Source organism: Pseudarthrobacter sp. W1I19 (assembly GCF_030817835.1).
GTDB lineage: Bacteria > Actinomycetota > Actinomycetes > Actinomycetales > Micrococcaceae > Arthrobacter.
The window spans coordinates 1,038,127-1,065,017 of record NZ_JAUSZR010000001.1; the positions used below are offsets into that span (position 1 = coordinate 1,038,127).

The window sequence follows — 26,891 nt, forward strand, 5'->3', positions numbered from 1 at the left end:
CTTCCAGGACGGGTATTCCGCCAAATAGTCAGTAGGCTTGCTTTTATGACTTACGCCGACCGGCCGGAGACCGCTCCATGAGGCTCCGGCGCAGCAACGCTTCGGGCCGCGGCTACCGCCGGGTGGCGGCGGGCAAGGGTTTTAGTTACCGGGACCTGGACGGCTCCACCCTGCCCCCGGGCCCCGTCCGCGACCGGCTGGAAAGTATCGGAATACCGCCGGCCTGGACGGACGTGTGGATTGCCCCGTTCGAAAACGGGCACATCCAGGCCACCGGCGTGGACGCAGTGGGCCGGCGGCAGTACATCTACCACCCCGAATGGCGGGAGCGGAAGGACCGGCTGAAATTCGACCGGTCCCTCCAGTTGGCCGAATCGCTCCCGGCCGCCCGCCGTCGGGTGACCATGGACCTGCGCAGCGAAGGCTTTTCACATGACCGGGTCCTTGCGGCGGCCTTCCGGATGCTGGACAGCGGATCGCTGCGGGTGGGGTCCGAGCGGTACACCAACGAAAACGGCAGCCGCGGCCTGGCCACCCTGCTCTGCGCGCACGTCCAGGTTCGCAAGGACCGGATCCTGCTGAGGTTCCCTGCCAAGAGCGGCAAGGACTGGGAGTCGGAAATCCGCGACGCCGACCTTGCCGCCCTGCTGCGCCTGCTCAAGCGGCGGGGTCCCAACGCCCGGCTCCTGGCGTACAAGGATGGGCGGCAATGGCGGCCGGTCACCAGCGCTGACATCAACGCCTACGTGAAGGAGCGGACGGGCTCGGACTTTACCGCCAAGGACTTCCGGACCCTGCGGGGTACGGTGGCGGCGGCCGCCAGCCTCGCCAGGACGGGCCCACAAAGAACGGCGGCGAAGCGGAAGAGGGCCATCAGCCGGGCGATGATCGACGCCGCGGAGGTGCTGGGGAACACGCCGTCGATCGCGCGCAAAAGCTATGTGGACCCCCGCGTGGTGGACCACTACCACGAGGGCGAAACCATCGACCCCAAGCGGCCGGACTCCGCCGAAGCGGAGCTGCGCGCGCTGCTCTACCGCGAAGGCGACGTGGTTCCGCTGGCCAAAAGCGGATAAGGCCTGCATTTGCCGCCAGCCCGCAACGGGACCAGCAGGCCAATTAGAATGAATGACTGTGCGCTGCTCCTACCTGCGCATCCTCATCGGTCAGAAGGGCTCCGAGTGTCCAACCACGGCGAAACCACCCCCACACGTCCGCTCCGGGTAGCCATCGTGGGCGCCGGGCCGGCAGGAGTCTACGCTGCGGACATCCTCACAAAGTCCAGTGGCGTGAAGGACGGCGACTTCGAAGTCAGCATCGACCTTTTTGAGGCCTACCCCGCGCCGTACGGCCTGATCCGGTACGGCGTGGCCCCGGACCACCCCCGCATCAAGGGCATCGTCAACGCCCTGCACAAGGTCCTGGACCGCGGCGACATCCGGTTCCTGGGCAACGTCACCTACGGACGGGACCTTACCCTCCACGATTTCCGCGCCTTCTACGACGCCGTCATCTTCTCAACCGGCGCCGTCAAGGATGCGGACCTGGGTATCCCGGGCATAGACCTGCAGGGCTCCTTCGGCGGAGCCGACTTTGTGTCCTGGTACGACGGGCACCCGGACGTGCCGCGGGACTGGCCCCTGGACGCCAAGGAGATCGCCGTCATCGGCAACGGCAACGTGGCACTGGACGTGGCGCGCATGCTGGTCAAGCACCCGGAAGAGCTGCTCAGCACCGAGATCCCGGACAACGTCTACCAGGGGCTGAAGGGTTCGCCGGTGACGGACGTGCACGTGTTTGGCCGCCGCGGTCCGGCCCAGGTGAAGTTCACGCCGCTGGAGCTGCGGGAGCTCAGCCACATGAATGATGTGGACATCGTGCTCTACCCGGAGGACTTCGAGTTCGATGAAGCCTCCGACGAGGCCATCCGCAGCAACAACCAGATCAAGACCATGGTGAACACGCTCACCAACTGGCTGGTGGAGGAGCACACCGAGTCGGAGAACCCCTCCTCCCGCCGGCTGCACCTGCACTTCCTGCACAGCCCCGTTGAGATTTACGACGACGGCGGGTCGGGCAAGGTGGCAGGCATCAAGTTTGAGCGCATGCAGCTTGACGGTACGGGCAACGCCAAAGGCACCGGCGAGTTCATCGACTACCCCGTGCAGGCCGTTTACCGCGCCATCGGCTACCACGGCTCTGCCCTGGACGAACTGGAGTACGACGCCAAGCGCGGGGTCATCCCCAACGAGGGCGGCCGTGTGCTGGACGCCGAGGGCAATCCGGTGCCCGGGATCTATGCCACCGGGTGGATCAAGCGCGGGCCCGTGGGCCTGATCGGCCACACCAAGGGCGACGCACTGGAGACCATCGGCTTCCTCCTCGAGGACCGGCTCACCCTGCCGCCCGCGCAGAACCCCGATCCGCAGGCCATCATCGACCTGCTGGAGGAACGCGGCATCGAATACACCACCTGGGAAGGCTGGAACAAACTCGATGCCCACGAAGCGGGCCTGGGCGCAGCCTGGACCGGCCCCGAGGGCCTGGACCACGTGGTGCGCGAACGCATTAAGGTGGTGCCGCGCGAGGAGATGATCCGCATCTCCCGCGGCTGACCAGCCGCTTCCACCCCCTAGGTGGGGGAGGAGGGCAGGGTTAGAATTGCCACCACCCCTTGGCCGGCATGGCAACGCCGTGCCTACAGGCAGCACAGGAGTTCGATGAAGAACCTGATCCAGCCGGAACCGCTTCAGCGCGGCGCCCTTGCCGCCCACGAGCTGCTCGACGCCGGCTCCCTCCAGGATGCCCAGAGCGGACTGCGCAGCCTGATCCGCGAGTCGTGGCAGCGTTCCGCCGGATTCAAGGCGGACCCGGACAACCCTGCCGCCCCGCTGGCCATGGACCGGGATGAGCTCGAGGATTACCGCAGCCAGCATCCCCTGGCCGCCATCATGCCGGTCATCAGCAAACTCCTGGTCCAGCCCAGCCACGACAGTGGACTGCTGGTGGCGGTGGGGGATGAAGTGGGCCGGCTGCTCTGGGTGGAAGGGGACCCGGCGTTGCAGCGCAGGGCAGAGGGCATGATGTTTGTTGCCGGCGCCGACTGGTCCGAGGCCACAGTGGGCACCAGCGCACCCGGAACCGCCCTTGCCCTGGGCCGTGGCATCCAGATCGCCGGCGCTGAGCATTACCAGCGGGCGGTACATCCCTGGAGCTGCACCGCGGTGCCCTTTCATGACCCCGATTCCGGTGCCGTCCTCGGCGTCGTGGACATCACGGGCACGGCCACGGCGGTGGCGCCGCATACCCTGTCGCTGGTGGAGGCAACTGTAGCGGCCGCCCAGGCACAGTTGCGGGTGGAGCGCCTTCAGCTTGCCGCGGAGCTTGCGAAGAGGCCGGCACGACGCCGGGCCACGGCTTCTGCGTCCCGCGCACCGGGGCAGGGGGTCAAGGAAGGCAGCCTGTACCGGAACAGCCTGCAGCTGCTGGGCCGCGACCAGGCACTGCTCAGCCTGGAAGGAAAAACCATTGTTCTTTCCGCCCGGCACAGCGAAATCCTGGCGCTGCTCAGCACCCACCCCGACGGGCTTTCTGCTGAGGAACTGGGCGTCCTGCTGTATCCCGGTGAGGGTTCCACCATCACCCTGAGGGCCGAAATGGTGCGCCTGCGCAAAGTCCTCCAGCAACTGAGTCCCGATGCCGTTCCTGGTTCCCGGCCCTATCGACTTCCGGTGGATGTGGTGCCGGACAGCGGCCAGGTGCTGAGCTGCCTGCAGCGCGGCGCGCACCGCATCGCCCTGGAAATCTACCGCGGCGCTGTCCTGCCCCGGTCCGAGGCGCCTGGTGTCGTGGAGCTGCGGGACAAGGTCTCGTTACTCCTGCGAGAGGCGGTCCTCACGGACGGCAGCGCTGAGTCGCTGCTCAAGTACGCCGAACTTCCCGAGGCAAGGGACGACGTCGGGGTCCGCCGCGCCGCCCTGCGCCTCCTGCCCGCCCGCTCACCCAAGCGGGCCGCCGTCGTCGCGGACCTGGAACGGCTGGAAGCCGAACTGGGCTAAGCGGCGTGCCGGTGGTTGAGCCTGTCGAAACCAGGTTGCCGGCCAAGCTCCGGGACGTTGCAACCTGACTGCAACCTGCACGCTCCTACGCTGATTCCAACGGCGGCCGCCAGCAGCAAGAGCCGCCCTCTGCACAGCAAAGGAGCTAGCAATGACTGTTTACGCCCAGCCCGGTACCGAGGGTTCGAAGGTCACCTTCAAGGATCGCTACGAGAACTGGATCGGCGGCGAATGGGTGGCCCCGGTCAAGGGCCAGTACTTCGAAAACATCACGCCCGTCACCGGCAAGGCCTTCTGCGAGGTTGCCCGCGGGACTGCAGAAGACATCGACCTGGCGCTGGACGCGGCCCATAAGGTTGCACCGTCCTGGGGCAAGACGTCGGTTGCCGAGCGCGCCGCCATCCTGAACAAGATCGCCGACCGGATCGACGAGAACCTGGAAATGCTCGCCGTCGCCGAATCGTGGGACAACGGCAAGCCCATCCGGGAAACCCTCAACGCCGACATCCCGCTGGCCGCCGACCACTTCCGCTACTTCGCCTCCGCCGTCCGTGCCCAGGAGGGCCGGCTCTCCCAGCTCGACGACGACACCACCGCCTACCACTTCCACGAGCCGCTCGGCGTCGTCGGCCAGATCATTCCCTGGAACTTCCCCATCCTGATGGCCGTCTGGAAGCTTGCGCCGGCGCTCGCCGCCGGCAATGCCGTGGTGCTCAAGCCGGCCGAGCAGACGCCGAGCTCCATCCTGGTCCTCGTGGAACTCATCGGCAACCTGCTGCCCGCAGGCGTGCTGAACATCGTCAACGGCTTCGGCGTGGAGGCCGGCAAGCCACTGGCATCCAGCCCCCGGATCCGCAAGATCGCCTTCACCGGCGAGACCACCACCGGCCGACTGATCAGCCAGTACGCCAGCCAGAACCTCATCCCCGTCACGCTGGAACTGGGCGGCAAGAGCCCGAACATCTTCTTCAACGATGTAGCCCAGGACAACGACGCGTTCTACGACAAAGCACAGGAAGGCTTCGCGCTGTTCGCCTTCAACCAGGGCGAAGTCTGCACCTGCCCGTCCCGCGCCCTGGTCCAGGAGGACATCTACGAATCCTTTATGGCCGACGCCGTGGCACGGGTGGAGAAAATGGTGCAGGGCAACCCCCTGGACACCGAAACCCAGGTGGGCGCCCAGGCCTCCAATGACCAGCTCGAGAAAATCCTCTCGTACATCGACATCGGCAAGCAGGAAGGTGCCAAGGTCCTCACCGGCGGCAGCCGGGCCGAACTGCCCGGCGACCTGGCCGGCGGCTACTACGTCCAGCCCACTGTCTTTGAGGGCCACAACAAGATGCGGATTTTCCAGGAGGAGATCTTCGGCCCGGTGGTGGCAGTCACGAAGTTCAGCGACTACAACGACGCCATGGGCCTGGCCAACGACACCCTGTACGGCCTCGGCGCCGGCGTCTGGTCCCGCAACGGCAACATCGCCTACCGCGCCGGCCGCGAAATCCAGGCCGGCCGCGTCTGGGTCAACAACTACCACGCCTACCCGGCGGGCGCCGCGTTCGGCGGCTACAAGTCCTCGGGCATCGGGCGCGAGAACCACGCCATGATGCTGGACCACTACCAGCAGACCAAGAACCTGCTGGTCAGCTACAACGAAAACAAGCTCGGCTTCTTCTAACCCCACCACCGCTACAACGACGCAAGGATTTCGCCAATGACGACGACAATGCAAGCAGCAGTAGTAAACGAATTCGGCACCGACCTTCAGATCCAGGACCTCCCCATCCCGACGCCCGGACCCGGGGAGGCCCTGGTCAAGGTGCTCACCACGGGTGTTTGCCATACGGATCTGCACGCCGCCGAAGGCGACTGGCCGGTCAAGCCCTCGCCGCCCTTTGTTCCCGGGCATGAGGGAGTAGGTGAAGTGGTGGCACTCGGGGACGGCGTCACCGACCTTGCGGTCGGGGACATGGTGGGCAACGCCTGGCTGTGGTCCGCCTGCGGTGACTGCCAATACTGCCGCACCGGCTGGGAAACGCTCTGCGAGGCGCAGAAGAACGGCGGCTACAGCGTGGACGGGTCCTTCGGCGAATATATGCTCGTCGATACCCGCTTCGCCGCCCGGATACCGGCGGGATCCGACCCCGTCGAGGTGGCACCGGTGCTCTGCGCCGGTGTCACCGTCTACAAGGGCCTGAAGATGACCGAAGCCAAGCCGGGTCAGTGGGTGACCATCTCCGGCATCGGCGGGCTGGGGCATATCGCCGTACAGTATGCCGTCGCTATGGGCCTGCGGGTTGCTGCCGTGGACATCGCGGACGATAAGCTCGCCCTCGCCAAGGCACACGGGGCCGAACTGACGGTCAACGCTTTGCACGAAGACCCCGTGGAAGTGATCCAGCGTGAAACCGGAGGTTGCCATGGAGTCCTGGTCACTGCAGTGCACCCGTCAGCATTCGGGCAGGCCATTGGAATGGCCCGCCGCGGCGGCACGATTGTGTTCAACGGGCTGCCACCGGGGGACTTCCCGGCGCCGATCTTCGAGATTGTGCTCAAGGGCCTGACGGTCCGCGGCTCGATCGTGGGAACCCGGCAGGACTTGGAGGAGGCCCTGGACTTTTACGCCCAGGGCAAGATTCATCCCACGGTCTCCGTCCGGGAACTCGCCGAGGTCAACGCGGTTTTTGACGAGATGAAACACGCCAAAATCGACGGCCGCGTGGTCCTGAGGTTCTGATGACCGCGGACAGCATCGATGCTGCAGTGACGCTGCCCGGGGAGGATTTCTCCCGGGTGGCGCTCACGCCGGCCGCCGCGGAGTTGCTGCGCTTGCTGTGGGTCCGGCACGGGCCGCTCATGTTCCACCAGTCCGGCGGGTGCTGCGACGGATCCTCGCCCATGTGCTACCCGGCCGGAGACTTCCTGACCGGGGACTCGGATGTGCTGCTGGGCATATTTGATGTGTCCGAGGGGCTGGAGCCGCAGCCGCTGGAGTTCTGGATGTCCCGGGAGCAGTTCAACTACTGGAACCACACGCACCTGACCGTTGACGTGGTGCCGGGGCGGGGCAGCGGATTCTCCGTGGAAGCGCCGGAAGGCAAGCGGTTCCTGATGCGGTCCGCACTGATGGATTGGCCGGCCTAGCCCTTCGGCCCTACAGCCTTGAGGTCCTCCATCTGGAGGGCCTCAAGCGCTTTATGCAGAACAAAGTTTGGCCGCACCGCCGTCTCACCATTCGGAACAATTGGGACCGTCCAGTGGATGGACACTATCGTTGATAGGTCTGTTTCCATCAGAAATCAGGATTGTGATCCCCCTATGAACCTTCTCCGGACCAAATCAATCGAGCAGTCCATCGCTGACGCCGATGAACCCGGACGCAAGCTCAAACGGTCCCTCAGCACGTGGGACCTGATGATTATGGGCGTTGCGGTGGCTGTGGGTGCCGGTATCTTCTCCGTTGGTGCCAAGGCCGCAGCCAACTTCTCCGGCCCTGCCGTGACGTTGTCCTTCGCCATCGCCGCCGTCACCTGCGCCCTTGCCATCATGTGCTACGCCGAGTTCGCCACCGCCATCCCGGTGGCAGGCTCCGCCTACGTGTTCACTTACGCCACGATGGGTGAGCTGCTTGCCTGGATCATCGGCTGGAACCTGATCCTTGAGCTCTTCACGGCCGCAGCGGTGATCGCCAAGTACTGGGGCATCTACCTCAGCAAGGTGTTCGCGCTGATGGGTGCCGACATTCCGCCGGCAATCTCGCTGGGCGGGGTGGACCTCTACTGGGGCGCCTTCCTTATCGTTGCCGTGTTCACCGTACTGCTGGTGCTGGGCACGAAGCTGTCCGCCCGCGTGGGCAACGTCTTCACCCTGATCAAGATCGGCGTGGTGCTCTTTGTGATCGTCGTCGGCTTCACGTACGTGAAGTTCGAAAACTACACTCCGTTCATTCCCGCCGCCGAGCCCACCGGTGGTGCCGGCGCCGCGGATGTCCTGAAGCAGTCGTTCTTCGGTTTCCTCACCGGAGCCGCCCCGGCACAGTACGGGACGCTGGGCATCTTCGCCGGCGCTGCACTGGTGTTCTTCGCCTTCATCGGCTTCGACGTGGTGGCCACCTCCGCGGAAGAAGTAAAGAACCCGCAGAAAACTCTTCCGCGCGGCATCTTCGGCGGACTTGCCGTGGTGACGCTGCTGTACATCCTGGTATCGCTTGCCCTGACCGGCATGGTCTCCTACACGCAGCTGGCCGAGGCGAAGAGCCCCACCCTCACGACGGCCTTCGAAGCCGTAGGCGACACCTCCGCCGCCAAGGTCATTGCCTTCGGTTCCCTGGTTGGCCTGACAACCGTGATCATGGTGCTCCTGATGGGCCTGTCCCGGGTGGTCCTGGCGATGAGCCGCGACGGCCTCCTGCCCCGTGCGCTGTCCAAGACCAGTGACAAGCGCTCGACGCCGGTCCGCCTCCAGATCATTTGCGGTGCCGCCGTGGCCCTGGTGGCGGGGCTGACCAACGTGGACCTGCTCGAGGAAATGATCAACATCGGCACGCTGTCCGCTTTTGTGGTGGTGAGCCTGGGCATCCTGGTGCTCCGCAAGAAGCGCCCGGACCTCAAGCCCGCGTTCCGCGTTCCCTTCGGCAAGGTCCTGCCGGTTGTGTCCGCCGTGCTGTGCCTTTACCTGATGACCAACCTTGCCGTAGAGACCTGGATCTTCTTCGCCATCTGGCTGGCGATCGGCCTGGCGATCTACTTCGCCTACGGCCAGCGCCACTCCCGCCTGAACGAGAGGTTTGCCACGGCCAACACCGCCGTCAACGGTGGTCCTGTGGAAGCTGGCACTCCGTCGGGCTCGGCCGACGACGAGGACGAGCTGACCCGCGCCTGACCCGCCTCGCGCCTGACAGTGGTCCCGGCTGACGCACGAACCGCAGAACCGCCCGCTGATCTTCGGATCGGCGGGCGGTTCTGCGTTTGCCTGCCGGTCGCCGCTAGAATTGGGGGTGCGGCAGGACGGAGTCTGCAGTTCAATAAAAAGTGCACCTGTGGCGGCGGGCCACGGGGCGGCTGGAAGGAACGTGGGCCCTGTGCAGATGACGATGGAGCAGGTGGCAAGGGCTTTTTCGAGCCACCGGTTTGAAGAGGCCCTGCCCCAGATCCACGACGATGTTGCCTGGGAGCTTGTGGGAGGGGAAGTCCTGGCCGGCAAGCCGGCGGTGGTTGATGTCTGTTCCTCCCTCGCCCGGGACCTGCAGGATGTACAGACCACGTTCGACCAGTTCCGGATGGTTTCCGGACCTGCGTCTGTTGTGGTGGACAGCGTTGCCCGGTACCTCTCGGCCGATGGCAGCCTGAGCCGGGTGGCCTCCTGCGATATCTACGACTTTATGGACGGGCGGGTGGTCCGCATCCGCTCCTACAACGTGGAACTGGCTCCCGACACAGCCGGTTGAGCCTAGGGTGCGGCGTGCCGGCCCACCCAGTCCACCAGGGGCCGCAGTTCATCCCACAAAGCAGCAATCTCCTGGGCGGCGGCAGGAGTGGCCAGCCACGCCGGCTGCCCCAGGTCGGTAGCGGCGGAAAGGGATTTGTGTTTGAGGAGTTCGGCCCGCCGGTGGTCCTGCGGATACCCGCGCGGGACGGTCTTGAGCTTCTCTCCCTCCACCATAAAACCGGCAGCCGTCACGGCTTGGACAATGTGCCGCAGTGATTCGCCCGTTCCTGAGGCGTCCACGGAGTTGCGGTACCGGGCCAGCTGCGCCGGAGTGTGGGAGTGGTATCCGCCGCCCACCAGGAGCCCGTCCGCGCTGACCTGAAGGTAGAAGCCCACCCCTTCCTGGACGGACGCGAAGGCGCCCTGAGCCGTTTTGTATGGCGACTTGTCCTGGGAGAACCTGATGTCCCGGTTTGGCCTGAAGATTTTGCCGGGACCAAACCTGGGTTCCAGCTCGGCCAGCAATGCGAGGAACGGTTCCCGGACCAGCATCTGGTAGCGGTCCTTGTTCTCCAGCCACCACTCACGGGTGTTGTTCTCCTGCAGCTCTTGATAGAACTCGAAGGCGCCGGCGGGGATGCCCTGGAAAGTTGTCATGCGTCGATCCTAGGGACACCAGGCAACGTCAGCCATGGCCGGCAACAGCTATGTGGAAAAGAAAAAACCACCCCGCCACGTTAGCCCGTGACGGGGTGGTTTTCAGCAACTCAGAGAGGGGCTGGATCAGCCGATCTTGTTGGCGGCTTCTGCCTCGGAGAGCGGAGCAGCGCCGAGGTTGGCGCGCAGTTTGGCGCCGAGTTCGGCGTCAACGTTGGTCCAGTACTGGATGGCGCGTTCCTTGATGTCGGAGCGCTTGACGCCGCCCACGGCACCGGTGATGGTGTCCAGGAAGCGGGCCTTGGCGGCGTCGTCGTAGACCTCGCGGTACAGCGTGCCGGCCTGGACGAAGTCGCCGTCCTCGGCGTGGAGGGAGTGCGCGGCGAGGGTCAGCTCGCCGTCGTTCTCCCAGCCGCCGGCCGGGTTCTGCGGCTCAAGGGCAGCCGGACCGCCGAAGGTGTTCGGGGCGTAGACCGGAACCGAGGGGGCGTTGAACAGGTAACGTCCGGCGCCGTCCTGGCTGTAGTTGTTGACCTGGTTCTTGGGCTGGTTCACCGGGATCTGGGCGTGGTTGGTGCCCACGCGGTAGCGGTGTGCGTCCGCGTAGGAGAAGATGCGGGCCTGCAGCATCTTGTCCGGGGAGGCGGCGATGCCCGGAACGAAGTTCGACGGCGCGAAGGTGGCCTGCTCGATCTGCGCGAAGTAGTTCTCCGGGTTCCGGTTCAGCTCCATGGTGCCCACCTTGATCAGTGGGTAGTCAGCGTGCGGCCAGACCTTGGTCAGGTCGAACGGGTTGAAGCGGTACGTCTTGGCATCCTCGTAGGGCATGACCTGGACGTGCAGGTCCCAGGACGGGAAGTTGCCGGCTTCGATGTTCTCGGACAAGTCGCGGATGTAGAAGTCCGCGTCCGAACCGGCCAGGGCTTCAGCCTGCTCGCCGGTCATGGAGTTCACGCCCTGGTTGGACTTGAAGTGGTACTTGACCCAGAAACGCTCGCCCTCGGCGTTGATCCACTGGTAGGTGTGTGAGCCGTAGCCCTGCATTTCACGCCAGGAGGCGGGCAGGCCGCGGTCACCCATCAGCCAGGTGACCTGGTGGGCGGACTCGGGGGACAGGGTCCAGAAGTCCCACTGCATGTCGGCGTCGCGCAGGTGGGTGCCCGGCAGGCGCTTCTGGGAGTGGATGAAGTCCGGGAACTTGATGCCGTCGCGGATGAAGAACACCGGAGTGTTGTTGCCCACGAGGTCGTAGTTGCCCTCGGAGGTGTAGAACTTCACGGCGAACCCGCGGGGATCACGCCAGGTGTCCGGGGAGCCGTTCTCGCCCGCGACGGACGAGAAGCGGATCAGCATTTCGGTTTCGGCGCCCGGCTGGAGGAAGGCTGCCTTCGTGTACTTGGACACGTCCTCGGTGGTCTTGAACGTACCGAATGCACCGCCGCCCTTGGCGTGCACTACGCGCTCGGGCACCCGCTCGCGGTTGAACTGGGCGAGCTTTTCCACCAGGTAGTGGTCAGTCAGGATGATGGCACCGTCGGCACCAACTGACTTCGAGTGCGCGTCGGACGTAACGGGGGCACCTGACTGGGTTGTTGAAATGGCAGTCATTGTTCTCCTATTTCTGTGTTTCTTCTGAGGGACGATTGGAAGGAAGTTGTTGGGACTGCTGGCAGTCCTGGCAGATGCCCTGGTACATCACATCGGCGATCTGGATGGTCATCGGCTTGGCGTTCTCATCCCAGTGGGGCGTGAGGCAGGGCGCGTGCCCCACGGCGCAGTCCACGTCCTCAACGCGGCCGCAGCTGATGCAGATGGCGTGATGGTGGTTGTCGCCAACGCGGGTTTCATACAGTGCAGGGGAGTGCGGCGGCTCGAAGCGGCGCAGCATGTGCAGGTCCGTCAGGTCCCCCAGCACCACGTAAACGGACTGGGCTGTCAGTTCGGGGAGCTCGGCGCGGGCGGCAGCCAGGATGCTCTCGGCGGGGGAGTGGGGATGGCGTTCGACGGCGGCGAGAACCGCCAGCCGCTGTTTGGTCACCCTCCGGCCGTGGGCGCGCAGGGCGCCAGCCCATGCCTCCTGGCCGTCAAAGTGCTCCGTCATGGCTCCATTGAAACACTTATTCTGAGTTTCTCACAATAAGGCTTGGCTAACTTTGCGTGGAGGGCCCGCGGCCCCGGCGATACTAGGGTTACAGGGTGGGGAAACTGCTTGCTGATGTCACGCCGCTCAAGGAGAGCCGCGACTTCCGCCGGCTCTGGCTGGGCTCGGCCGTTTCCGCCGTCGGAAGCCAGCTCACCCTGGTGGCAGTGAGCCTGGAGATCTACCGCCTGACCCAGGACAGCTTCTATGTGGGACTGCTGGCCGTCTTCGCGCTGGTGCCCCTGGTGATCGGCGGGCTCCTGGGTGGATCCATCGCCGACTCCCACGACCGGCGCCGCGTGGCGCTGCTGGCCAGCACGGTCATGTGGCTGAGCACCGGGCTGATCGCCCTGCAGTCCTGGCTGCACCTGGGCAACGTCTGGGTCCTCTATCTCCTGGTGGCGGTGCAAAGCGGCGCGCAAGCTATCAACCAGCCTGCCCGCAGCGCCATCCTTCCCATGCTGATCCGCCAGGAACTCCTGCCCGCGGCGAACGCCCTGAGCATGATGTCCTTCGGGCTGGCCATGACTGCCGGCCCCCTGCTGGCCGGGGTGCTGGTGGCGTGGGTGGGATTTGGCTGGACCTACACCATCGACTTCGCCAGCTTCGCTCTGGTGCTGTGGGCCGTCTACCGGCTGCCGCCCCTGCCGCCGTCGGGAAGCCCCGGCAGGCCAGGCGTCCGCTCGGTCATCGAGGGGTTTCGGTTCCTGGGCACCCGTCCCAACCTGCGCATGACGTTCGTGATCGACCTGGTGGCCATGATCCTCGCCCAGCCGCGCGCGCTCATGCCGGCCATTGGCGCTGTGATGATCGGCGGCGGGGAAGCAACCGTGGGTGTACTGCTGGCCTCAACAGCGGTGGGAGCGTTCCTGGCCGGGTTGTTCTCGGGTCCGCTGGGTGCTGTCCGGTGGCAGGGGAGCGCGGTGGTGTTCTCGGTAATGGGGTGGGGTGCGTCCATCGCCGCGTTTGGCATGGTGGCGGTGCTCGCCGGCCGCTCCCCGGACGGGGAGGTTACCTTCTGGCTGCTTCCGGCTGCACTGTGCTGCGCACTGGCCGGAATTGCCGACTCGATCAGCAGCGTCTTCCGCAACACCATCCTGCAGGCCGCCGCGCCGGACCACCTCCGCGGCCGGCTCCAGGGCGTGTTCATCGTGGTGGTGGCGGGCGGGCCCAGGATCGGCGATCTCCTGGCTGGCGGCGCCACCAAAGTCGTGGCCGAGGGCTGGGTCCTGCTGATTGGCGGGCTGCTGTGCATCATGGGGGCGTGGCTGGCGGCGAGGCTGCAGCCGGGATTCCAAAAATACGACGCGCGGAACCCGGCTCCCTAGGAAGCCGTTCCCATAGATGAGCGAGGAGGAAACGTGCACAAACACTACAACGGCCTGAAGACGGCGGCGCTTTTCGGCGTGCTGTGGGCGGTGCTGCTGGGCCTCGGAGCCCTCATTGGCGCCAGCACCCGCAGCTCGGCTCCTATCTGGATTATGGCGTTGCTCGGCGTCGCCACCACAGCCTACGGCTACTGGAACAGCGACAAGATCGCCATCCGGTCCATGCAGGCCTACCCGGTCACCGAGGCGCAGGCTCCGCAGCTGTACCAGATTGTCCGTGAGCTGTCCGTGCGCGCCAACCAGCCGATGCCGCGGATCTTCGTCTCGCCCACCATGAACCCCAACGCCTTCGCCACCGGCCGGAACCCCCGGAATGCGGCCGTCTGCTGCACCGAGGGAATCCTGCAGCTCCTGGATGCCCGCGAACTCCGGGGCGTCCTGGGGCACGAACTCATGCATGTTTACAACCGCGACATCCTCACCTCGTCCGTTGCAGCCGCCGTGGCCGGGATTATTACGTCGGTGGGCCAGATGCTGCTGTTTTTTGGCGGCGGCGACCGGCGGAACTCGAACCCCCTGGCAATGCTCGCCATGGCCCTGCTCGCGCCCTTCGCGGCGTCGCTGATCCAGATGGCCATCTCCCGCACCAGGGAGTACGACGCCGACGAGGACGGTTCCGGGCTGACCGGCGATCCGCTGGCGCTCGCCTCAGCCCTGGCCAAAATTGAGCGCGGCGTCAGCATTGCGCCGCTGCCGCAGGACCAGCGGCTGGTCAACGCCTCGCACCTGATGATCGCAAATCCGTTCCGGGGCGGGGCGATGAACAAGCTGTTCGCCACGCACCCGCCCATGCGGGACCGGATCTCGAGGCTGGAACAGATGGCTGGAAGGCCGCTGCGCTGACCCCAGGTTCCCGCGACACGCATAGAGGTTGGCGCTGCCCATATTCAGGGTGCGCCAGCCTCTTGGTGTGGCGGCAGAACTTTTGCGCGCCGAAAGTCGACGGCGGGGGCTGCTAGCTGCGGAAGTTCACAAACTGCAGGTCGGCGATTGATTCAAGTTGAGTGGTGCTGCTAACGGCTAGATGGCGGCAATCTCAGGGTTGATCATGATGGCTCGTGATGGGCCTTTTCTGGACCTCTTGCGGACTTTCTGCGGACTGATAGCTCCGTTCCGTGGACGAACAACGACGAGGGCGGTAGCGTGACCAGGATGCAGACCGGCTTACAGACAACGACCGATGCACTCATGGAGCACTTCGCGGCTGACAACAAATACTGGGCTACGGATGTTGCCGATAAGGGTCTCGCGGACCCTACTCGGCAGGCGCTGACGGAATTGGGGTCCACCATTGGTAGCCAGAGCCCCTTGCTCTGCGTCGGTGGCGTTTCCCTAGATGTGACCCCTTCACCGGAGGGCGCCACATCCGGCGCCGACTATCCCTACTTGTACGACCTCACAGTTGTGACCCAACAACTCATCGTCAATGCCTGGGGATGGATCCGCGGGGCCGAAAAGGAACTGGATCGTGAACTAACACGGACTTTAGGCTTAAAAGGGCTAGCCAGTATCGAGGTAGACCTGAGGCCAGGCGAGCTCCCTGGAGATGGTATAGCAACCAAACATCATGAGGTTGCGCTCAAATTCACCAATGGTTCCACCTTTGAGCTACCCAATAACGAATGGCTCAGTGACAAAGGGGCGGAACGCATGGAAGGACTGCTCCCGCGCCTTTACGCCATGCTTTAGGCCTTGGGTAGAGGCCGATCAACTTCTCAAGGGTTACCGCGAGTGGCAGTGACAGCCGCACCACGACGCCGGCATGTACTCGTAATCCGGCTCCACATCCTCGTAAGGGCTCGATACCTCATCAGCCTCTATCCGGGCCCATCATCGCGTTGAAACCATCCAGGTCAAACTTCACCATGACGGCGAGGGTAGTCGGCAGCTACGACATCCAATCAGCAGACAATCGGCTACGCTAACCGCATGTCTGAACCTACGTGTTTTATAGCGATGCCTTTAACTACATCGGAAGAATCCAGGGTGAAATATCACGGCGACGCTGACCATTTCATTCACACACTCGAACATCTTTTCGTGCCGGCCGTTAAGGCTGCCGGGTTCATCCCGATAAAGCCCGTCATGACCGGAGGCGACGTAATCCAGGGGCAGATCATCAAGTACCTTGAGACAGCCGACATGGTCCTTTGCGATATTAGTTCCCATAACCCAAACGTTTTTTTCGAGCTTGGTATCCGGACTGCACTGGACAGGCCAGTCGCCCTAGTTCGGGACAACCACACAGACAAGCTTCCCTTTGACACAGCCATAGTGAACACCCATACCTATAACTCCGCGCTTCATCCTTGGACTATCGATGACGATAGGCAGGGTATCGCTCAGCACCTCAAAAACACCAAGGAAAACACCCCTGACAACAACGCCCTATGGGGCCATTTCGGCTTGACCAAGCGGGCAGCAGAACGTTTACCCTCCGAGAGCCCCTTAGAGGCCAAGCTGGATCTTCTTATGGGGCAAGTGTCCAACCTAGGTGCAATTGCCGAATTTAGTCGTGAGCCTCTTCCCGTAGACACTGACACGATTGTCGATGAGCTGATCCAGGCAACTTACGACTCTGGCACGAGCGTTATCGGAGCCACCACTCACGCCAGAGGTGGCATTGAGCTGCAGGTATCGCACGGGCCTGTTACAGCTACGCTGGCAAAGAGAATCTCACAATTTAGCAAGAAATATGGGCGGTCGGTAAGAGTAGTTGCGGCCGATGGATCTGTCCTTAAGGACTTCCCCCGATTCTAGGAGCGCATTCCAGGCTGACGCCTATGGCGACTTAGTCACTTCCCGAACGGACACCCCCAGGCCACGGCAGGTTTGGGCCAACGAGTCCTTTATGGAATAGGCGGGCGTCTCGCTGAGCTTCGAAATCAAAGGCGAATCCTCGACGCCGTTTCTTATACTCTCAGTTTCAGCCTCGACTGCCTTTGCTCCAATGTCGAAAAGGATCATGTTCATAGCTGCTTTGGTGTCCGTGGCTTTATCCCGAGCCTTGTCCAGCATCGTGCAAGCTTCGTAGCCCGCGGGATCGGTGTCCTTGAACGACTGCGAGCAGCCCGTCACTAGCACGGTCAACAGAACCGCGGGCGCTACAAGTTTGCGCATATTTCCCCCAATTTGAATAAGTCTTCTGACATTAACCTACAAAGCAGGGCCGCAGAAGCCCCCGCCGGCGGTAATGACTGACGGGGGCTTCCCAGGTGTTAGCGGGCGCGTCCGTTCGCGGTGCGAGTCACTGAGCCTAGCTTCGCATCGGTGACGCCACCGGCTACAACTTCGATGCGTGCGTCTATCTGTTCGTTACCGATGAACACGCGAACCTCTGGAGCGCCCACGTTGAAAGCAGGCGCAGCGAACGACTGAGCCCTGTACTCCCGCCCACCATTCGCATAACCCGGCAACTTCGGGAACGTGCCCGCGTTGATCGCAGCAAGCTCACGGTTATAGCGGTCTGACGAGCCGCGGTTAACAATCCACTCGCCAGCATCCACACGAACTTTCGGCATGCCCATAGGATCGATCCCTAGGAAACCGTCAGTTACAGCGGTACCCGGCCCGGACGTAGGCAACTGCCCGCCGTCCGCATAACCAGGAACCCGGCCACCAGTAGCAAGGCCACCACGCAGCGAACCGTTCTCCCTACCACCAACACCAGAACCCATACCGCCCGGGTCCTCAATAGTCTTCTTGAGAGTGGTCTCGTGGGTGGTGGCCCAGACGTCCATGAACACCTGCCTGCCGTCCAGGTTGTCAGCCTTACCCTTGATCTTGTCCAACTCGCTTGACGCTTTGTCGTTGACCCAAGTGTCGATGGGTACCTCGTTGGGGATACCAAGCGCCTTACGGGCCATAGCGTCGGCCGCGTCGCCCGTGATGCCCAACTGCCCGGCTGCACGGATCAGGTCGTTATACGAGGTCCACAGGTTCTTCTGCAGTTCGGCCTGCGCGGCGGCGCTGCCCTGCGTGGCCAGCGTCTCAGCAGCAGTAGCCGTCATCGCAGCCATCGCAGACTGCGCGAGTCCGTTGTAGGCGGACTGGTTGGCGCGACCCTGCTCCGTGTTGATGTCCAGCGTCGTGCCGTTCTTCTTCACAGACTCAGTCACCGCATCAATAGCAGCCTGATACTGAATCTGAGCATCCGAAGCAGACAACGACAACAGACCAGCATTGAAAAGGACCTGCGTCCACCTCTCAATATCAGACACCGAACCGTCAGCCGCCAGACCGACCTCATCTAGTGCTTTCTCGATAGCCTCTGCCTGCTCCGCGGCGACCTCCGCAGCCTCCCCCGTTCCCTTGATGGCCGCCGCAGCCTTATCCCCACCAGCAGCGGCGGCTTCCATCTTGGCCGGCGTCTCCCCAAGAGCCCAGTTCAAAAGCTCCTGATCCGTCAACGCGACGTTCGAATCACTCGCCATCTTCCGCAACGAATCAAGATACTCCGGGAACCGCTCACCCACAGTCTCCAAACTGATGCCCTGATTCTCCGCAGAGTCAGCAATGGACTTGAAACCCTTAGCCGCCAAATCCATATTGCCGCTGGAAGCAGCCGATGCCAGAGCCTGATCCGCTTTACTGATCCCATCAGCGAGCTTAGCCATGCCGTTATTGATCCCAAGGCTTGCACCGAAGGACTCAAGGGCGCTGTTGAAATCCTGGTTGATCAGCTTGTCCAGCGACTCGCCCACAGTGGAGATACTTCCCTCGAACTCCTTAGCCCCAACCTCCGAGAAGATCGAATCAAGCGAGCTCTTACTCTTATCCAGACCCACCAGCGCCTGCGTAAACTCCTCCACCGAGGCCGTAGCGGGCTGCATCGAGTTGTGAAGCCCCTTGATCGCCTCGAAACCAATGAACGCCCCAGAAGCCAAACCAGCGGCCTTACCCACCTTGCCCAAAGCACCGGCCGCCTTACTGCCTTCCGGCGCCAAGGTCTTGAAAGCGTTCATGCTGTCCAGGATCCGCGGCGTCAGCGTAAGGAACGCGCCGGCACCAAGAGCAGCAACACCAGCAACCCCACCAAGCACGGACAGTGCGCCCTGGACAGGGGCAGGGAGTGAACCGAACGCCTGAGCAACACCAGCAGCGCCCTCAGCAACGCCTGAGATGATCGGCAGGAGTACGGCGCCAGCTTCGATAGCTGCGTCTTTGATGTTGTTCCAAGCAATCTGAACTTTCGCCTCGGTCGTTTCGTACCGCTTAGCGGCCTCCTCAGCGAGCGCGGAGTTAGAAGCCCATGCCTCATCCCCGAGCTTCAGAGAGTCCGCCAGCAGCCCACCAGCGCCCGCCAGGCGAAGGATAACGCCCGTTTCCTCAGTGCCCTTGATGCCCAGGTTAGCCATGGTGTCGATGACGTTGCCGCCAGATTCCTTGACCTTATTCAGGCCCTGAACCATCATGTCAACGGCGCGAACAGGGTCAGTCTCAAAAGCAGCAGCGAAGTCCTTGGACGAAACCCCGGCAACCTTTGCGAGATTATCGAGCCCTTCGCCCCCAGTCTTCACATCGCCGTACATGCGCTGCATCACGCGGGAGATGACACCGCCGCCAAGCTCAGCCTCAATACCAACCGACGCCATAGCGTTCGCCAGGGCGAGCACGTCAGATTCAGAAGCACCAACGAGCTTTCCAGCACCAGCAATACGCTTGGCCATGCTAACAATCTCAGCCTCAGTAGAAGCGCCCGCGTTGCCAAGGGCCACGAGAGTAGCGCCGAAGCGTTCGACACCTCCTGAGCCTTCGCGCTGCATGGTTCCCATGACGTTCGAGATTTGGGCGATCGCGGTTGCTGCCTCGTCAGCGGAAAGGTTTGTCGTCTCACCGAGGGCAATCATGGTTTCCGTGAAGCCCACGACATCCTGGCGCTTCACACCGAGCTGCCCGGCTGCTTCTGCGACACCAGCGATTTCCTCGTGCGTCGCAGGCAGGGTTTTAGCCAAGCCCCTCAGCGATGATTCAAGTTCGTCCATCTGCTTAGGCGTGCCGTCAACAGTCTTGGTAACACCTGCCCAGGCGCTTTCCCAGTCCATCGCCGCCTTGCCAGCGAGCTCCAAACCACCTACAGCCGCGGTGCCGAAGCCAAGCATCGAAGTGCCGGCAGTGTCCCAAGCCTCGCGGTTCTTGTGCGCAGACTGAACCAGCCTGCCAAGGTGCGTATCGGCGCCGGCGCTTGCCTCCTCCGATACCTTCTTGACCTTCTGCGTCGCGGCCGAGGCCTCCGCCATGGCGGCCTTAAAATTGTGGATCTCAGCGCTGAACTTCACGCTTACACGGCGTTCCGCCATGATTACCATCACTTCCATTACGATTTGCAATAACCAAGGGCAAGGACTGCCGCCTGATTTTTGGTACAAAAAAGCCCGCACGATGGCGGGCTAACAGGTGTTGCTATTCAGTTATGAGTTCGGAGGGCGCTAGATGAGGTGCTTGATCTCATCCCAAGGCTGATCCGGCACATCGCCGTCCCACTCGGGCATATCCTCGTACCCGCCCGGCAGGTTCTCATCCGCCCACGAATAACGCGCCTCAGACCATGCCGCCCAGCGCTGATACTCAGACTTGCCAGGCCAATCAGCAGGGACGAAAGTGGTTAATTCAGCAGGGATCCCAAGTACCGCGCCGGCAACTTTCCGCCTACGCCTAACCACGGCGGCCCCCATACACGCCGCGGACACCGCGAGCAGCCGGCAAATCATCATCAGTAAGGCCAGGGATCTGCAACGTTGCCAACAAACGGGCGAGCGATAGCCGCTGCTGCCTGCTCTCAGCCACCGCTGGGTGCAACCTGGCACCCTGAGAACTGCCGATCATCAGACCGTCAGAGACAACCGCAGCGTCAAGCTCCACAATCCGGTCACGGACCCGGCAGGCTTCCTCCAGCAGCGCCAGTTCATGGTCAGCCAACTCAAATTCATCCGTGGTGACATCCCACAGCCTCTTACCAGCGGATTTCGAACCTCTCGGCGTAGCCATAAAACAACCTTTCAATTAACCGGAAATGCCCCTAGCGGGGCCTACAAAATAACTAGTTCACGCCGGTTGCTAACCGGGCAAAATAACGCCCCGACAGGGCACACAGCCCCTCAAGGGCCTATCGTTTCGGATGCGGGAAGATATGGTGCCTGTCCCCAGCGGGGTTTCTTTTTGAGGGTCGGGGGGTCCTGCCCCTGGGTCTGATTGTTGGTTGGATACTGGATGTATGGATGAGCATCGTGATGATGATCAGGAGACATGCAAGGTGTGCGGTAAGCCGATGAGGCGCGAACCCGCGATTACCAGGGCGCACAGGCAAGGTAGTAGCCGCTTCGCTCGGCTTGCTGGTTCGAGCTGGGTTTGCAGCGATCCTCAGTGCCCAAGCAGACGCACTATTCGTGGTAGTCGCTGAAGCCCTTTCACCTCTTCGTTGCTGCGTTAGGGTGATGCAGTGACTGATGATGAGAGGCTGAAGCGCCCGATGTTCTTGACGGTCAGCTAGGTAGCTGAGGAGCTAGCCATTGGTGTCCCGACTGTTCGGCAGTTGATCAAGTCTGGTGAGTTGCGGGCGTTGCAGATCGGTGGCCGCGGCATCTGGCGTATCGCTTCTAAGGATGTCGAGGACTACATCGAGCAGGCGTATCGCGTCACGGCTGAACGGATAGCAGCAGGCGACCTAGCTGATGGGGATCCTGTGGGATAGGGGTTACTACCAGCGGGCGGGACTTGGGTGCAAGGGAAAGGCCCCAACAGTTCGAGCGAACTGCGGGACCTTTCGGGCTGTGCTTCTACGGCAATGCGTGTTTACAGGTACTGATCCAACCAGTCCTGCACGATAGGGATGTCTACGCGCTGGTACCCGTCAATGTAACGGCAGTTCGCGGTGAAGCCGTAGCTTGAAACTGCTACGAGGTAGCCGTTAAGGAAGGCGGGTCCGCCGGAGTCTCCGAAGCAGCTTCCACCACCTCCCCGGTTGTCGTTAGGGTTGCCCTGAAACTGGAGTACCTGCGGGGTGAGCTTCTGACCGGGCGCTGTCGTGTAGCGGCGGATCAGCGGGTAATCCATCGGTTCCGGCTTCTGCGGCCCCGCTTCGGGTTTACGCACCTCCGTGCCGTACCCGACGAGCTCGAAAAGCGTTTTGTTTAGAATGGGTGAACGGAACTGCTCTAGGTATCCCTCCGGGACGAGTTCGGCGGGCTCGACGCCAGTCACCGGTTTGTTGAGACGCACGATTCCAACGTCGTTCCAATTTTTGAGGTCGGTGAAATCCGAGTAGTCGGGGTGAGTTTCCGGCGTTCCCCACAGAAAGCCTGCCGCTTCGAGTTCTTTCGGGGTGTATCCGACGCTGGGATCCTTGGCCTCCGGCAACAGGGAGGGAGGTTCCTCTGCGATGACGGATGCGAAAGTAACTGCCGTTACCCCTATGCCCGGATCGGTGCAGTGCCCTGCTGTTATCAGGACGGTTGGCGAGACCAGGGTCGCTGAGCACCTGTACCGTCCAGGCTCCGGGTGCTCAGCGTCCGTGCCGTAGGAGACTATCAGGGCGACGTTGGGGTGTCGGTTTCCGTCGGGTTCGCCACCGGTGATTGCTGTTGCCGGCAAGGCGCTGGTGATGGTGAGTGTGAGTGTTGCCGCCAGGAGGAGCGCTAACCGTTTTTGTGAACGTTTCACTGGTCTTGCCTTTCATCGGGGCCATCCGGTGGCGTTAATCTAGTACTTTCGGGGCATTGTCCCCCTACCTAATTTGGCTTGTTGTGCCCGTAGCCGTGGTTATGTAGCTACGGGCACAACGTCACGCCCTGCAAGCCTTGTTCAAGCAGGGTGCGCGCTCTCCTGCTGTGGTTAGTAGGGCCAGTCGGCGCAGAGATGAAAGTAATCTCCGGTGTTGACGGTCACTGACCCCGACGAGGTCTGTAACAGCAGGTCACCAGTTGCACTGATGGCCGCTGGAAGTGTCGCCTTGTACACGCCTCCTGCGGCGTGCAGGTTGACGCTCGCGAATGCCGGGAGCGGTGGACGCCACCCAAGCGGGACAAGCGGGCAAATGAGTAGATACGTGGTGCTGAGCGTGAATGACCCGCCAGCCCTGGACAGCCTCACCGACATGGTTACGTGGTTACGGTCCGCGCCTACCTGACGGGACAGCCCGCCGTTGAAAGACCAGTTCGCATCAGACGTGACGGGGGAGCCGGTCTGCGCTTGACGGATCCACGCCAACCCATCCCACGTCTCCAGAATCCCGCTAAGGTCGGCCCGGGAAACCGTCATCCCCACATACTTACCGCCAGTCGGGGCGAGCGCGTCACGCTCAGCCCCGTTAGCAACCGGCACGATCGCATTCAAAGACTCAACGGCTTTCTTCGTGTCCGGGATCTCGTTATACGGGTCAGTCCCAGCCGGGACAATACCCTTATTCCATGTAGTCTGAGGCACAGTGTTTTCCTATTCGTTTTGAATTTAGGTATGAAAAAACCCGCCATAAGCGGGGCTACGTTCGTGTTGGTTTCATTCGGTTGAAAGCTGCTGTCGTACTGTCAGAGCCATGAGGACACCGATACGGCGACCGTTCATCAGGTCAAGGTCAGCCCGTAGTGCGGCAGCTAATGGGCGACCGTCCTGGCGCCACGATCTGGTCGTGGGCCTGGTGTCCGGTGCCGTCGTAGCAGCCGCCTCAATGGCCGGGTCGGTCTATTTCGATGACCAGCGGTCGGATCGGGAAGCGAGTCAAGAGGACCTTCGATCTGTTAGGGAGGGCCGGCAAGAAAATCTAAGATTCGTTCGGGATAGATCTTCTGCTGAACTCCTTCCGAGACCATTTGCAGAAATGGACCTAGCAGGCCAAAACCTTGCAGGACTTCAATTGGTTAGAGCGGACCTTTCCAACAGTGACCTCAGCGAGGTTTTCGCCGAGGGTGTAGATCTTTCAGGAAGTGACCTTGCGGGGGCGGAGATGACGAGGGCGAACTTCCGTGGTTCCAGGCTTAGATTCACATATTTCAACAACGCCGATCTGGCAGGGGCAGATCTTTCAAGTGGGTGGTTCAACTCCGCAACTTTCTCGGACGCCGACGTGGACGGCGTGAATCTTCTTGGCGCCGAATTGTCGGGTGCGGATTTCAGGGTCAGAAATATCGAGAAGGCGATTGTCGTCAATGATGCAGGTGAAACTGTCTGTTACGACGAGAAAACGAAGTGGCCGGAAGGGTTCCAGCCGCCGCCAGAAGACCCGATATGCAATAGAAAGTTGGACTTAGGCTAAAGCGGCTCCGTGATCAACGCTTTGGTTACGGAGCCGCTACATCTTTATCCCCAGCCGAGTTCTTCGGGCTTCTGAAGGTTGAGGGAGACCCCGCGCTCCCACGCGTCCTGGTTTGAGAAGATCCCCTTGGGTGTCTGGAGGGACAGGAGTTCTTTCAGCTTGTCGCCGTAGAAGGGGTGGTTTTCGGCGTGGCTGTTGGCTACCTCGTTCCAGGAAAGTTCAATGGCCCGCTGCATGAGGGCTTTGACCATTACCGTGTCGCCGGATATTTCGGCCTGGTCGAGGAGCTTGAGTGCCTTCTCCTGGTCGAACTGTCCGAGGGATCCGACGCGGTCCTGCGCGTCGCGGAAGCTGATGGCGGTCAGGGCGTCAGCGGTGGTTGTGTTGCCGAACAGGTCGCGTCGCAGGACGTGGGTTCGGAGTGTCTTGGCTGAATTTTCGGAGTCCTTGATCGCACCGAGGGCCGCGGAAGCACTGTTGTACTCGGCGGCGATCTTCTCCTTCTTGCCCTCGGGGGTGAGGTTGTTGTCAGATCGGATCCGCTTGAGCGCCTCGGCGTAGTTGTCCTGGATCTGTGCGGCGCGGCGGCCATCGGGGGTTTCGCTGAAACTCATGGTTCGGTTTTTCCTTATGCTGCTTGGGCCGCTTTGGCTGCGCGAAGTGTTGCACGTCTTCCCGGCGTATCCGGTAGCGTCCGTTAACTTGCGTGGCTGGTAGGCGATTCTCGCTGATTGCGAGGCGTACAGCCCGGTCTGTGATGTAGAGAATGTCGGCGGCTTGTGTGGTGCTGAGCCATTGATTTAAGTCTGCGGTTGCTTCCGGTTTTACCGCTACAGGGCTTCCGGTTGCGGTAGACCGCCAGGTAAGGGCAGCCAGCCTGAGTGCCACTAGGACGGCGTCAACCTCTGCGTCAGCTCCACGGTTCTCGATGCGCACCTGGTTAAGCCTGGCGTGCCGTTCAAGCCACGCACAGACCCTAGCGGGGACCACCACAACCGGAGCCGCAACGCCGTGAACGTAGGCCTCTGGCGGGCGCCTGGGGGCCGTCACGGAGCCTCCCTGTCATAGGTCACGAGGGAAGGAATGACGTGTTGGGGCCAGTCCTCGCCGTGCTGCCGCTTGAGGTTTACCAACGCGATGACAGCCAGTGATGCGATGACCCACTGTGCATTCCTCGGGATGATCCGATTAAGAGCCTTGGTCACTGCACGGGCATCGTAAGCCTCGACACCCTTCAGTAGCTCAACGGCCAGCCGGCCAGCCCTATCTCCCGAGCCGCTCACTGGCTGCCGCCAGTCCGGTGCTCGTCCAGCGAGTCCACGATGGCGTTACAGAATGCAATCGCGTGATCCTCCCGGAGGACATAGCGGAGGATGGTGTCGGAGAAGATCGCCACGCCTGGTTCTTTTCCGTCCGGACCGTTGAGGAACGCTGCCCGCGTTGTCAGTGTTTCGCCGTCGATGATGTTTCGGTTGTAGTGGGCGCGCTTGCTGTCGAACATTTAGTCCCTTCCCTGGGTCTTGTACGCGGATTCGATGGATTCGAGGATGTTGAGGGCGACCTGTGGTCGGTTGCCTCCCATGAGGTTGAGCAGGCCGGCGCAGAACCGCATGAGCGATTTAGTAGTGTCCAAGTGATGCTGCTGTGGATCCTCCGACACCATGACAGCCTCGATCAGGACGGTGTCAGTTACAGTGCCGGGCGCCTCAAGAGTGGCCCGGAGCAGGGCAATGGCGGTGTCTTCCGGGGTCATGCTGCCCGCTCGCGGGCTTGATACATGGCGAGCTGAGCCTCCGCGGTATTGGCTCTACGCATCCAGTGCGTGGCTTCCTGCTGCGCGTGCTCAAACTTGAGTCGGTACGTTTCGGCCTGTGCGGGCCAGTCCCACTGCTGTAGGACTTTGGGGGAGTAGTCGTAGGGCACTAGCTTGCCTTCCTGTTCTTACGTTCTTTTTCAACTGCATTGACTGCCGCCGTACCCGTCGGATCGCGGTGCAGTGTCGTCTTGCCGTAGTGCCGTTCAGGAGTGTTCTTCAGCGCTAAAAGCTGCTGTAGATAGGTGGCGGCAAGGTTCCGGTAGTGGATGGTTTGGTGCTTCCAGTACTCAGCAAGTTCCGCGTCCGTCATGCCGCCTCCCAAGCCGTCGGTTCGCCGGTTCCGTCAGTCACGTCGGTTCGTGCAAGGGGGGTTAGATTCATCCGACGGAACGGGGTTTCGAACTGGTGGCGGAAATACCCACGCTTCGAGTCGCCCTGCCGTGTGGAGTGAATCTTGAAGGCTTGTACGAGCATCCTGCCGAAGCGTTGAACTGTAAGTACTTTCCCGTAGCTACTCATCGGCCAGCAGCAGGTACATCAAGCCGAAGAGGCTCAGTTTGTAGAGAACGTGCAACGCCTTCGTGAGGCTAAAGGCTGGTCACAAGGGGAGCTTGCGCGGCGCATGGCAGCAGACGGATGGGACGGATTCCATCAGACAACGATTAGCCGCATAGAGAAGGGCCAGCGTCCGGTTCGGTTGGCGGAAGCCCGCGCTCTTGCGAAGGTGCTAGAGAGCCAAGTTGGACTTATGATGGCGCCTCCGGAATCCGAAATTCTAGAGTCTCTAGCCAACAACATCGGATTGATGCGACTGGCCAGAAGACGTATCTGGGCGCAACTTGAGGAGATGAACGAGGTCAATTTCATACTCAAGACCCTGATGGACGACGTGGAGAGAATCCCACGGGAACAGTGGGAGCGCCTGGGCTTATGGGAAGACGTGGCTGCGATGGTTGTCCCGGCTAGCCACATGCAGAACTGGTCGGCGGCTTCCCTGATCGCCGAGGCCTTGGAGGGTCCGCATGGCGTCGATCCAGAAGCGTGACAACGGTTCTTGGCGGGCCCGATACCGTGACGATGCGGGCAAGGAACACGCCAGACACTTCCCGAGAAAAATAGATGCTCAGCGGTGGCTGGATGAAGTCACTGCTTCGGTGGTAAC

General features: G+C 62.2%; 26 protein-coding genes and 1 pseudogene. 15 read left to right on the forward strand and 12 right to left on the reverse strand.

Translation table 11 applies throughout. The annotated features are described in order from the left end of the window. The first annotated feature begins 77 nt into the window (after positions 1-77). From QF038_RS04820 to QF038_RS04855, 8 genes are all read left to right on the forward strand, one after another. Positions 78-1,076, forward strand: a complete 999-nt coding sequence (locus QF038_RS04820; RefSeq protein WP_307609148.1) for a DNA topoisomerase IB — start codon at positions 78-80, stop codon at positions 1,074-1,076. Between the two features lie 105 nt (positions 1,077-1,181). Further along, positions 1,182-2,615 carry an FAD-dependent oxidoreductase gene (locus tag QF038_RS04825; protein WP_307609149.1) on the forward strand — a complete coding sequence of 478 codons (1,434 nt, stop codon included), beginning with the start codon at positions 1,182-1,184 and terminating at the stop codon, positions 2,613-2,615. A gap of 105 nt (positions 2,616-2,720) precedes the next feature. Then, the gene (locus QF038_RS04830; RefSeq protein ID WP_307609150.1) at positions 2,721-4,058 is read left to right on the forward strand and encodes a helix-turn-helix domain-containing protein; all 1,338 of its coding nucleotides are present in this window, start codon (positions 2,721-2,723) and stop codon (positions 4,056-4,058) included. 151 nt (positions 4,059-4,209) lie between these two features. Next, positions 4,210-5,733: an aldehyde dehydrogenase family protein gene (locus QF038_RS04835; protein WP_307609151.1), complete on the forward strand. Its 1,524-nt coding sequence runs from the start codon at positions 4,210-4,212 to the stop codon at positions 5,731-5,733. Positions 5,734-5,769: 36 nt separating this feature from the next. Continuing rightward, a complete protein-coding gene (gene adhP / locus QF038_RS04840) occupies positions 5,770-6,792 on the forward strand; it encodes an alcohol dehydrogenase AdhP (RefSeq protein ID WP_307609152.1) in 1,023 nt (340 codons plus the stop codon). Then, a complete protein-coding gene (locus tag QF038_RS04845) occupies positions 6,792-7,199 on the forward strand; it encodes a DUF779 domain-containing protein (RefSeq protein WP_307609153.1) in 408 nt (135 codons plus the stop codon). Before adhP ends, QF038_RS04845 begins: the two co-directional genes overlap by 1 nt. 174 nt (positions 7,200-7,373) lie before the next feature. After that, positions 7,374-8,936 carry an amino acid permease gene (locus QF038_RS04850; RefSeq protein WP_307609154.1) on the forward strand — a complete coding sequence of 521 codons (1,563 nt, stop codon included), beginning with the start codon at positions 7,374-7,376 and terminating at the stop codon, positions 8,934-8,936. A 205-nt stretch (positions 8,937-9,141) separates the two neighbouring features. Beyond that, entirely contained in the window at positions 9,142-9,501 is a 360-nt protein-coding gene (locus QF038_RS04855; protein WP_307613405.1) for a nuclear transport factor 2 family protein, read from the forward strand. Positions 9,502-9,503: 2 nt separating this feature from the next. On the opposite strand, the gene QF038_RS04860 is transcribed toward QF038_RS04855, so the two are convergent. From QF038_RS04860 to QF038_RS04870, 3 genes are all read right to left on the reverse strand, one after another. Continuing rightward, complete coding sequence (locus tag QF038_RS04860; protein WP_307609155.1) at positions 9,504-10,139, reverse strand: DUF2461 domain-containing protein; 636 nt, start codon at positions 10,137-10,139, stop codon at positions 9,504-9,506. A gap of 126 nt (positions 10,140-10,265) precedes the next feature. After that, entirely contained in the window at positions 10,266-11,747 is a 1,482-nt protein-coding gene (locus QF038_RS04865) for a catalase (protein WP_307609156.1), read from the reverse strand. A gap of 7 nt (positions 11,748-11,754) precedes the next feature. Further along, positions 11,755-12,240, reverse strand: a complete 486-nt coding sequence (locus QF038_RS04870; protein WP_307609157.1) for a Fur family transcriptional regulator — start codon at positions 12,238-12,240, stop codon at positions 11,755-11,757. A 95-nt stretch (positions 12,241-12,335) separates the two neighbouring features. On the opposite strand from QF038_RS04870, the gene QF038_RS04875 reads away from it, so the two are divergent. From QF038_RS04875 to QF038_RS04890, 4 genes are all read left to right on the forward strand, one after another. Then, complete coding sequence (locus QF038_RS04875; protein WP_307609158.1) at positions 12,336-13,607, forward strand: MFS transporter; 1,272 nt, start codon at positions 12,336-12,338, stop codon at positions 13,605-13,607. A 33-nt stretch (positions 13,608-13,640) separates the two neighbouring features. Further along, on the forward strand, positions 13,641-14,510 hold the full coding sequence (htpX, locus tag QF038_RS04880; protein ID WP_307609159.1) for a zinc metalloprotease HtpX: 870 nt from the start codon (positions 13,641-13,643) through the stop codon (positions 14,508-14,510). Positions 14,511-14,810: 300 nt separating this feature from the next. Beyond that, positions 14,811-15,356, forward strand: coding sequence for a hypothetical protein (locus tag QF038_RS04885; RefSeq protein WP_307609160.1), 546 nt, complete (start codon positions 14,811-14,813; stop codon positions 15,354-15,356). A gap of 240 nt (positions 15,357-15,596) precedes the next feature. Further along, positions 15,597-16,427: a hypothetical protein gene (locus QF038_RS04890; RefSeq protein ID WP_307609161.1), complete on the forward strand. Its 831-nt coding sequence runs from the start codon at positions 15,597-15,599 to the stop codon at positions 16,425-16,427. A 21-nt stretch (positions 16,428-16,448) separates the two neighbouring features. Here the strand turns inward: QF038_RS04890 and QF038_RS04895 are convergent, their stop codons facing one another. After that, positions 16,449-16,787 (reverse strand): hypothetical protein, encoded by a 339-nt coding sequence (locus QF038_RS04895; RefSeq protein WP_307609162.1) that lies wholly within the window; start codon positions 16,785-16,787, stop codon positions 16,449-16,451. Between the two features lie 98 nt (positions 16,788-16,885). After that, positions 16,886-19,984, reverse strand: a complete 3,099-nt coding sequence (locus QF038_RS04900) for a phage tail tape measure protein (RefSeq protein ID WP_307609163.1) — start codon at positions 19,982-19,984, stop codon at positions 16,886-16,888. 1,184 nt (positions 19,985-21,168) lie between these two features. Here QF038_RS04900 and QF038_RS04905 point away from each other — a divergent pair. Next, positions 21,169-21,357: pseudogene (locus QF038_RS04905) on the forward strand (helix-turn-helix domain-containing protein); the annotation flags it as partial. A gap of 101 nt (positions 21,358-21,458) precedes the next feature. Here the strand turns inward: QF038_RS04905 and QF038_RS04910 are convergent. Further along, positions 21,459-22,325 carry a S1 family peptidase gene (locus QF038_RS04910; protein WP_307609164.1) on the reverse strand — a complete coding sequence of 289 codons (867 nt, stop codon included), beginning with the start codon at positions 22,323-22,325 and terminating at the stop codon, positions 21,459-21,461. Positions 22,326-23,289: 964 nt separating this feature from the next. Here QF038_RS04910 and QF038_RS04915 point away from each other — a divergent pair. Then, on the forward strand, positions 23,290-23,913 hold the full coding sequence (locus tag QF038_RS04915; protein WP_307609165.1) for a pentapeptide repeat-containing protein: 624 nt from the start codon (positions 23,290-23,292) through the stop codon (positions 23,911-23,913). Between the two features lie 44 nt (positions 23,914-23,957). Here QF038_RS04915 and QF038_RS04920 read toward each other — a convergent pair whose 3' ends face one another. From QF038_RS04920 to QF038_RS04940, 6 genes are all read right to left on the reverse strand, one after another. Then, on the reverse strand, positions 23,958-24,527 hold the full coding sequence (locus QF038_RS04920; RefSeq protein WP_307609166.1) for a hypothetical protein: 570 nt from the start codon (positions 24,525-24,527) through the stop codon (positions 23,958-23,960). Continuing rightward, a complete protein-coding gene (locus tag QF038_RS22290) occupies positions 24,442-24,963 on the reverse strand; it encodes a helix-turn-helix domain-containing protein (protein ID WP_373461515.1) in 522 nt (173 codons plus the stop codon). Before QF038_RS22290 ends, QF038_RS04920 begins: the two co-directional genes overlap by 86 nt. Continuing rightward, entirely contained in the window at positions 24,960-25,118 is a 159-nt protein-coding gene (locus tag QF038_RS04925; RefSeq protein WP_307609167.1) for a hypothetical protein, read from the reverse strand. Before QF038_RS04925 ends, QF038_RS22290 begins: the two co-directional genes overlap by 4 nt. Positions 25,119-25,192: 74 nt before the next feature. Continuing rightward, on the reverse strand, positions 25,193-25,414 hold the full coding sequence (locus QF038_RS04930; RefSeq protein WP_307609168.1) for a hypothetical protein: 222 nt from the start codon (positions 25,412-25,414) through the stop codon (positions 25,193-25,195). Beyond that, the gene (locus QF038_RS04935) at positions 25,415-25,666 is read right to left on the reverse strand and encodes a hypothetical protein (RefSeq protein ID WP_307609169.1); all 252 of its coding nucleotides are present in this window, start codon (positions 25,664-25,666) and stop codon (positions 25,415-25,417) included. 169 nt (positions 25,667-25,835) lie between these two features. Then, complete coding sequence (locus tag QF038_RS04940; RefSeq protein WP_307609170.1) at positions 25,836-26,039, reverse strand: hypothetical protein; 204 nt, start codon at positions 26,037-26,039, stop codon at positions 25,836-25,838. Between the two features lie 258 nt (positions 26,040-26,297). Between QF038_RS04940 and QF038_RS04945 the strand changes: the two genes are divergently transcribed. Beyond that, positions 26,298-26,774, forward strand: coding sequence for a helix-turn-helix transcriptional regulator (locus tag QF038_RS04945; RefSeq protein WP_307609171.1), 477 nt, complete (start codon positions 26,298-26,300; stop codon positions 26,772-26,774). Positions 26,775-26,891: the final 117 nt, after the last annotated feature.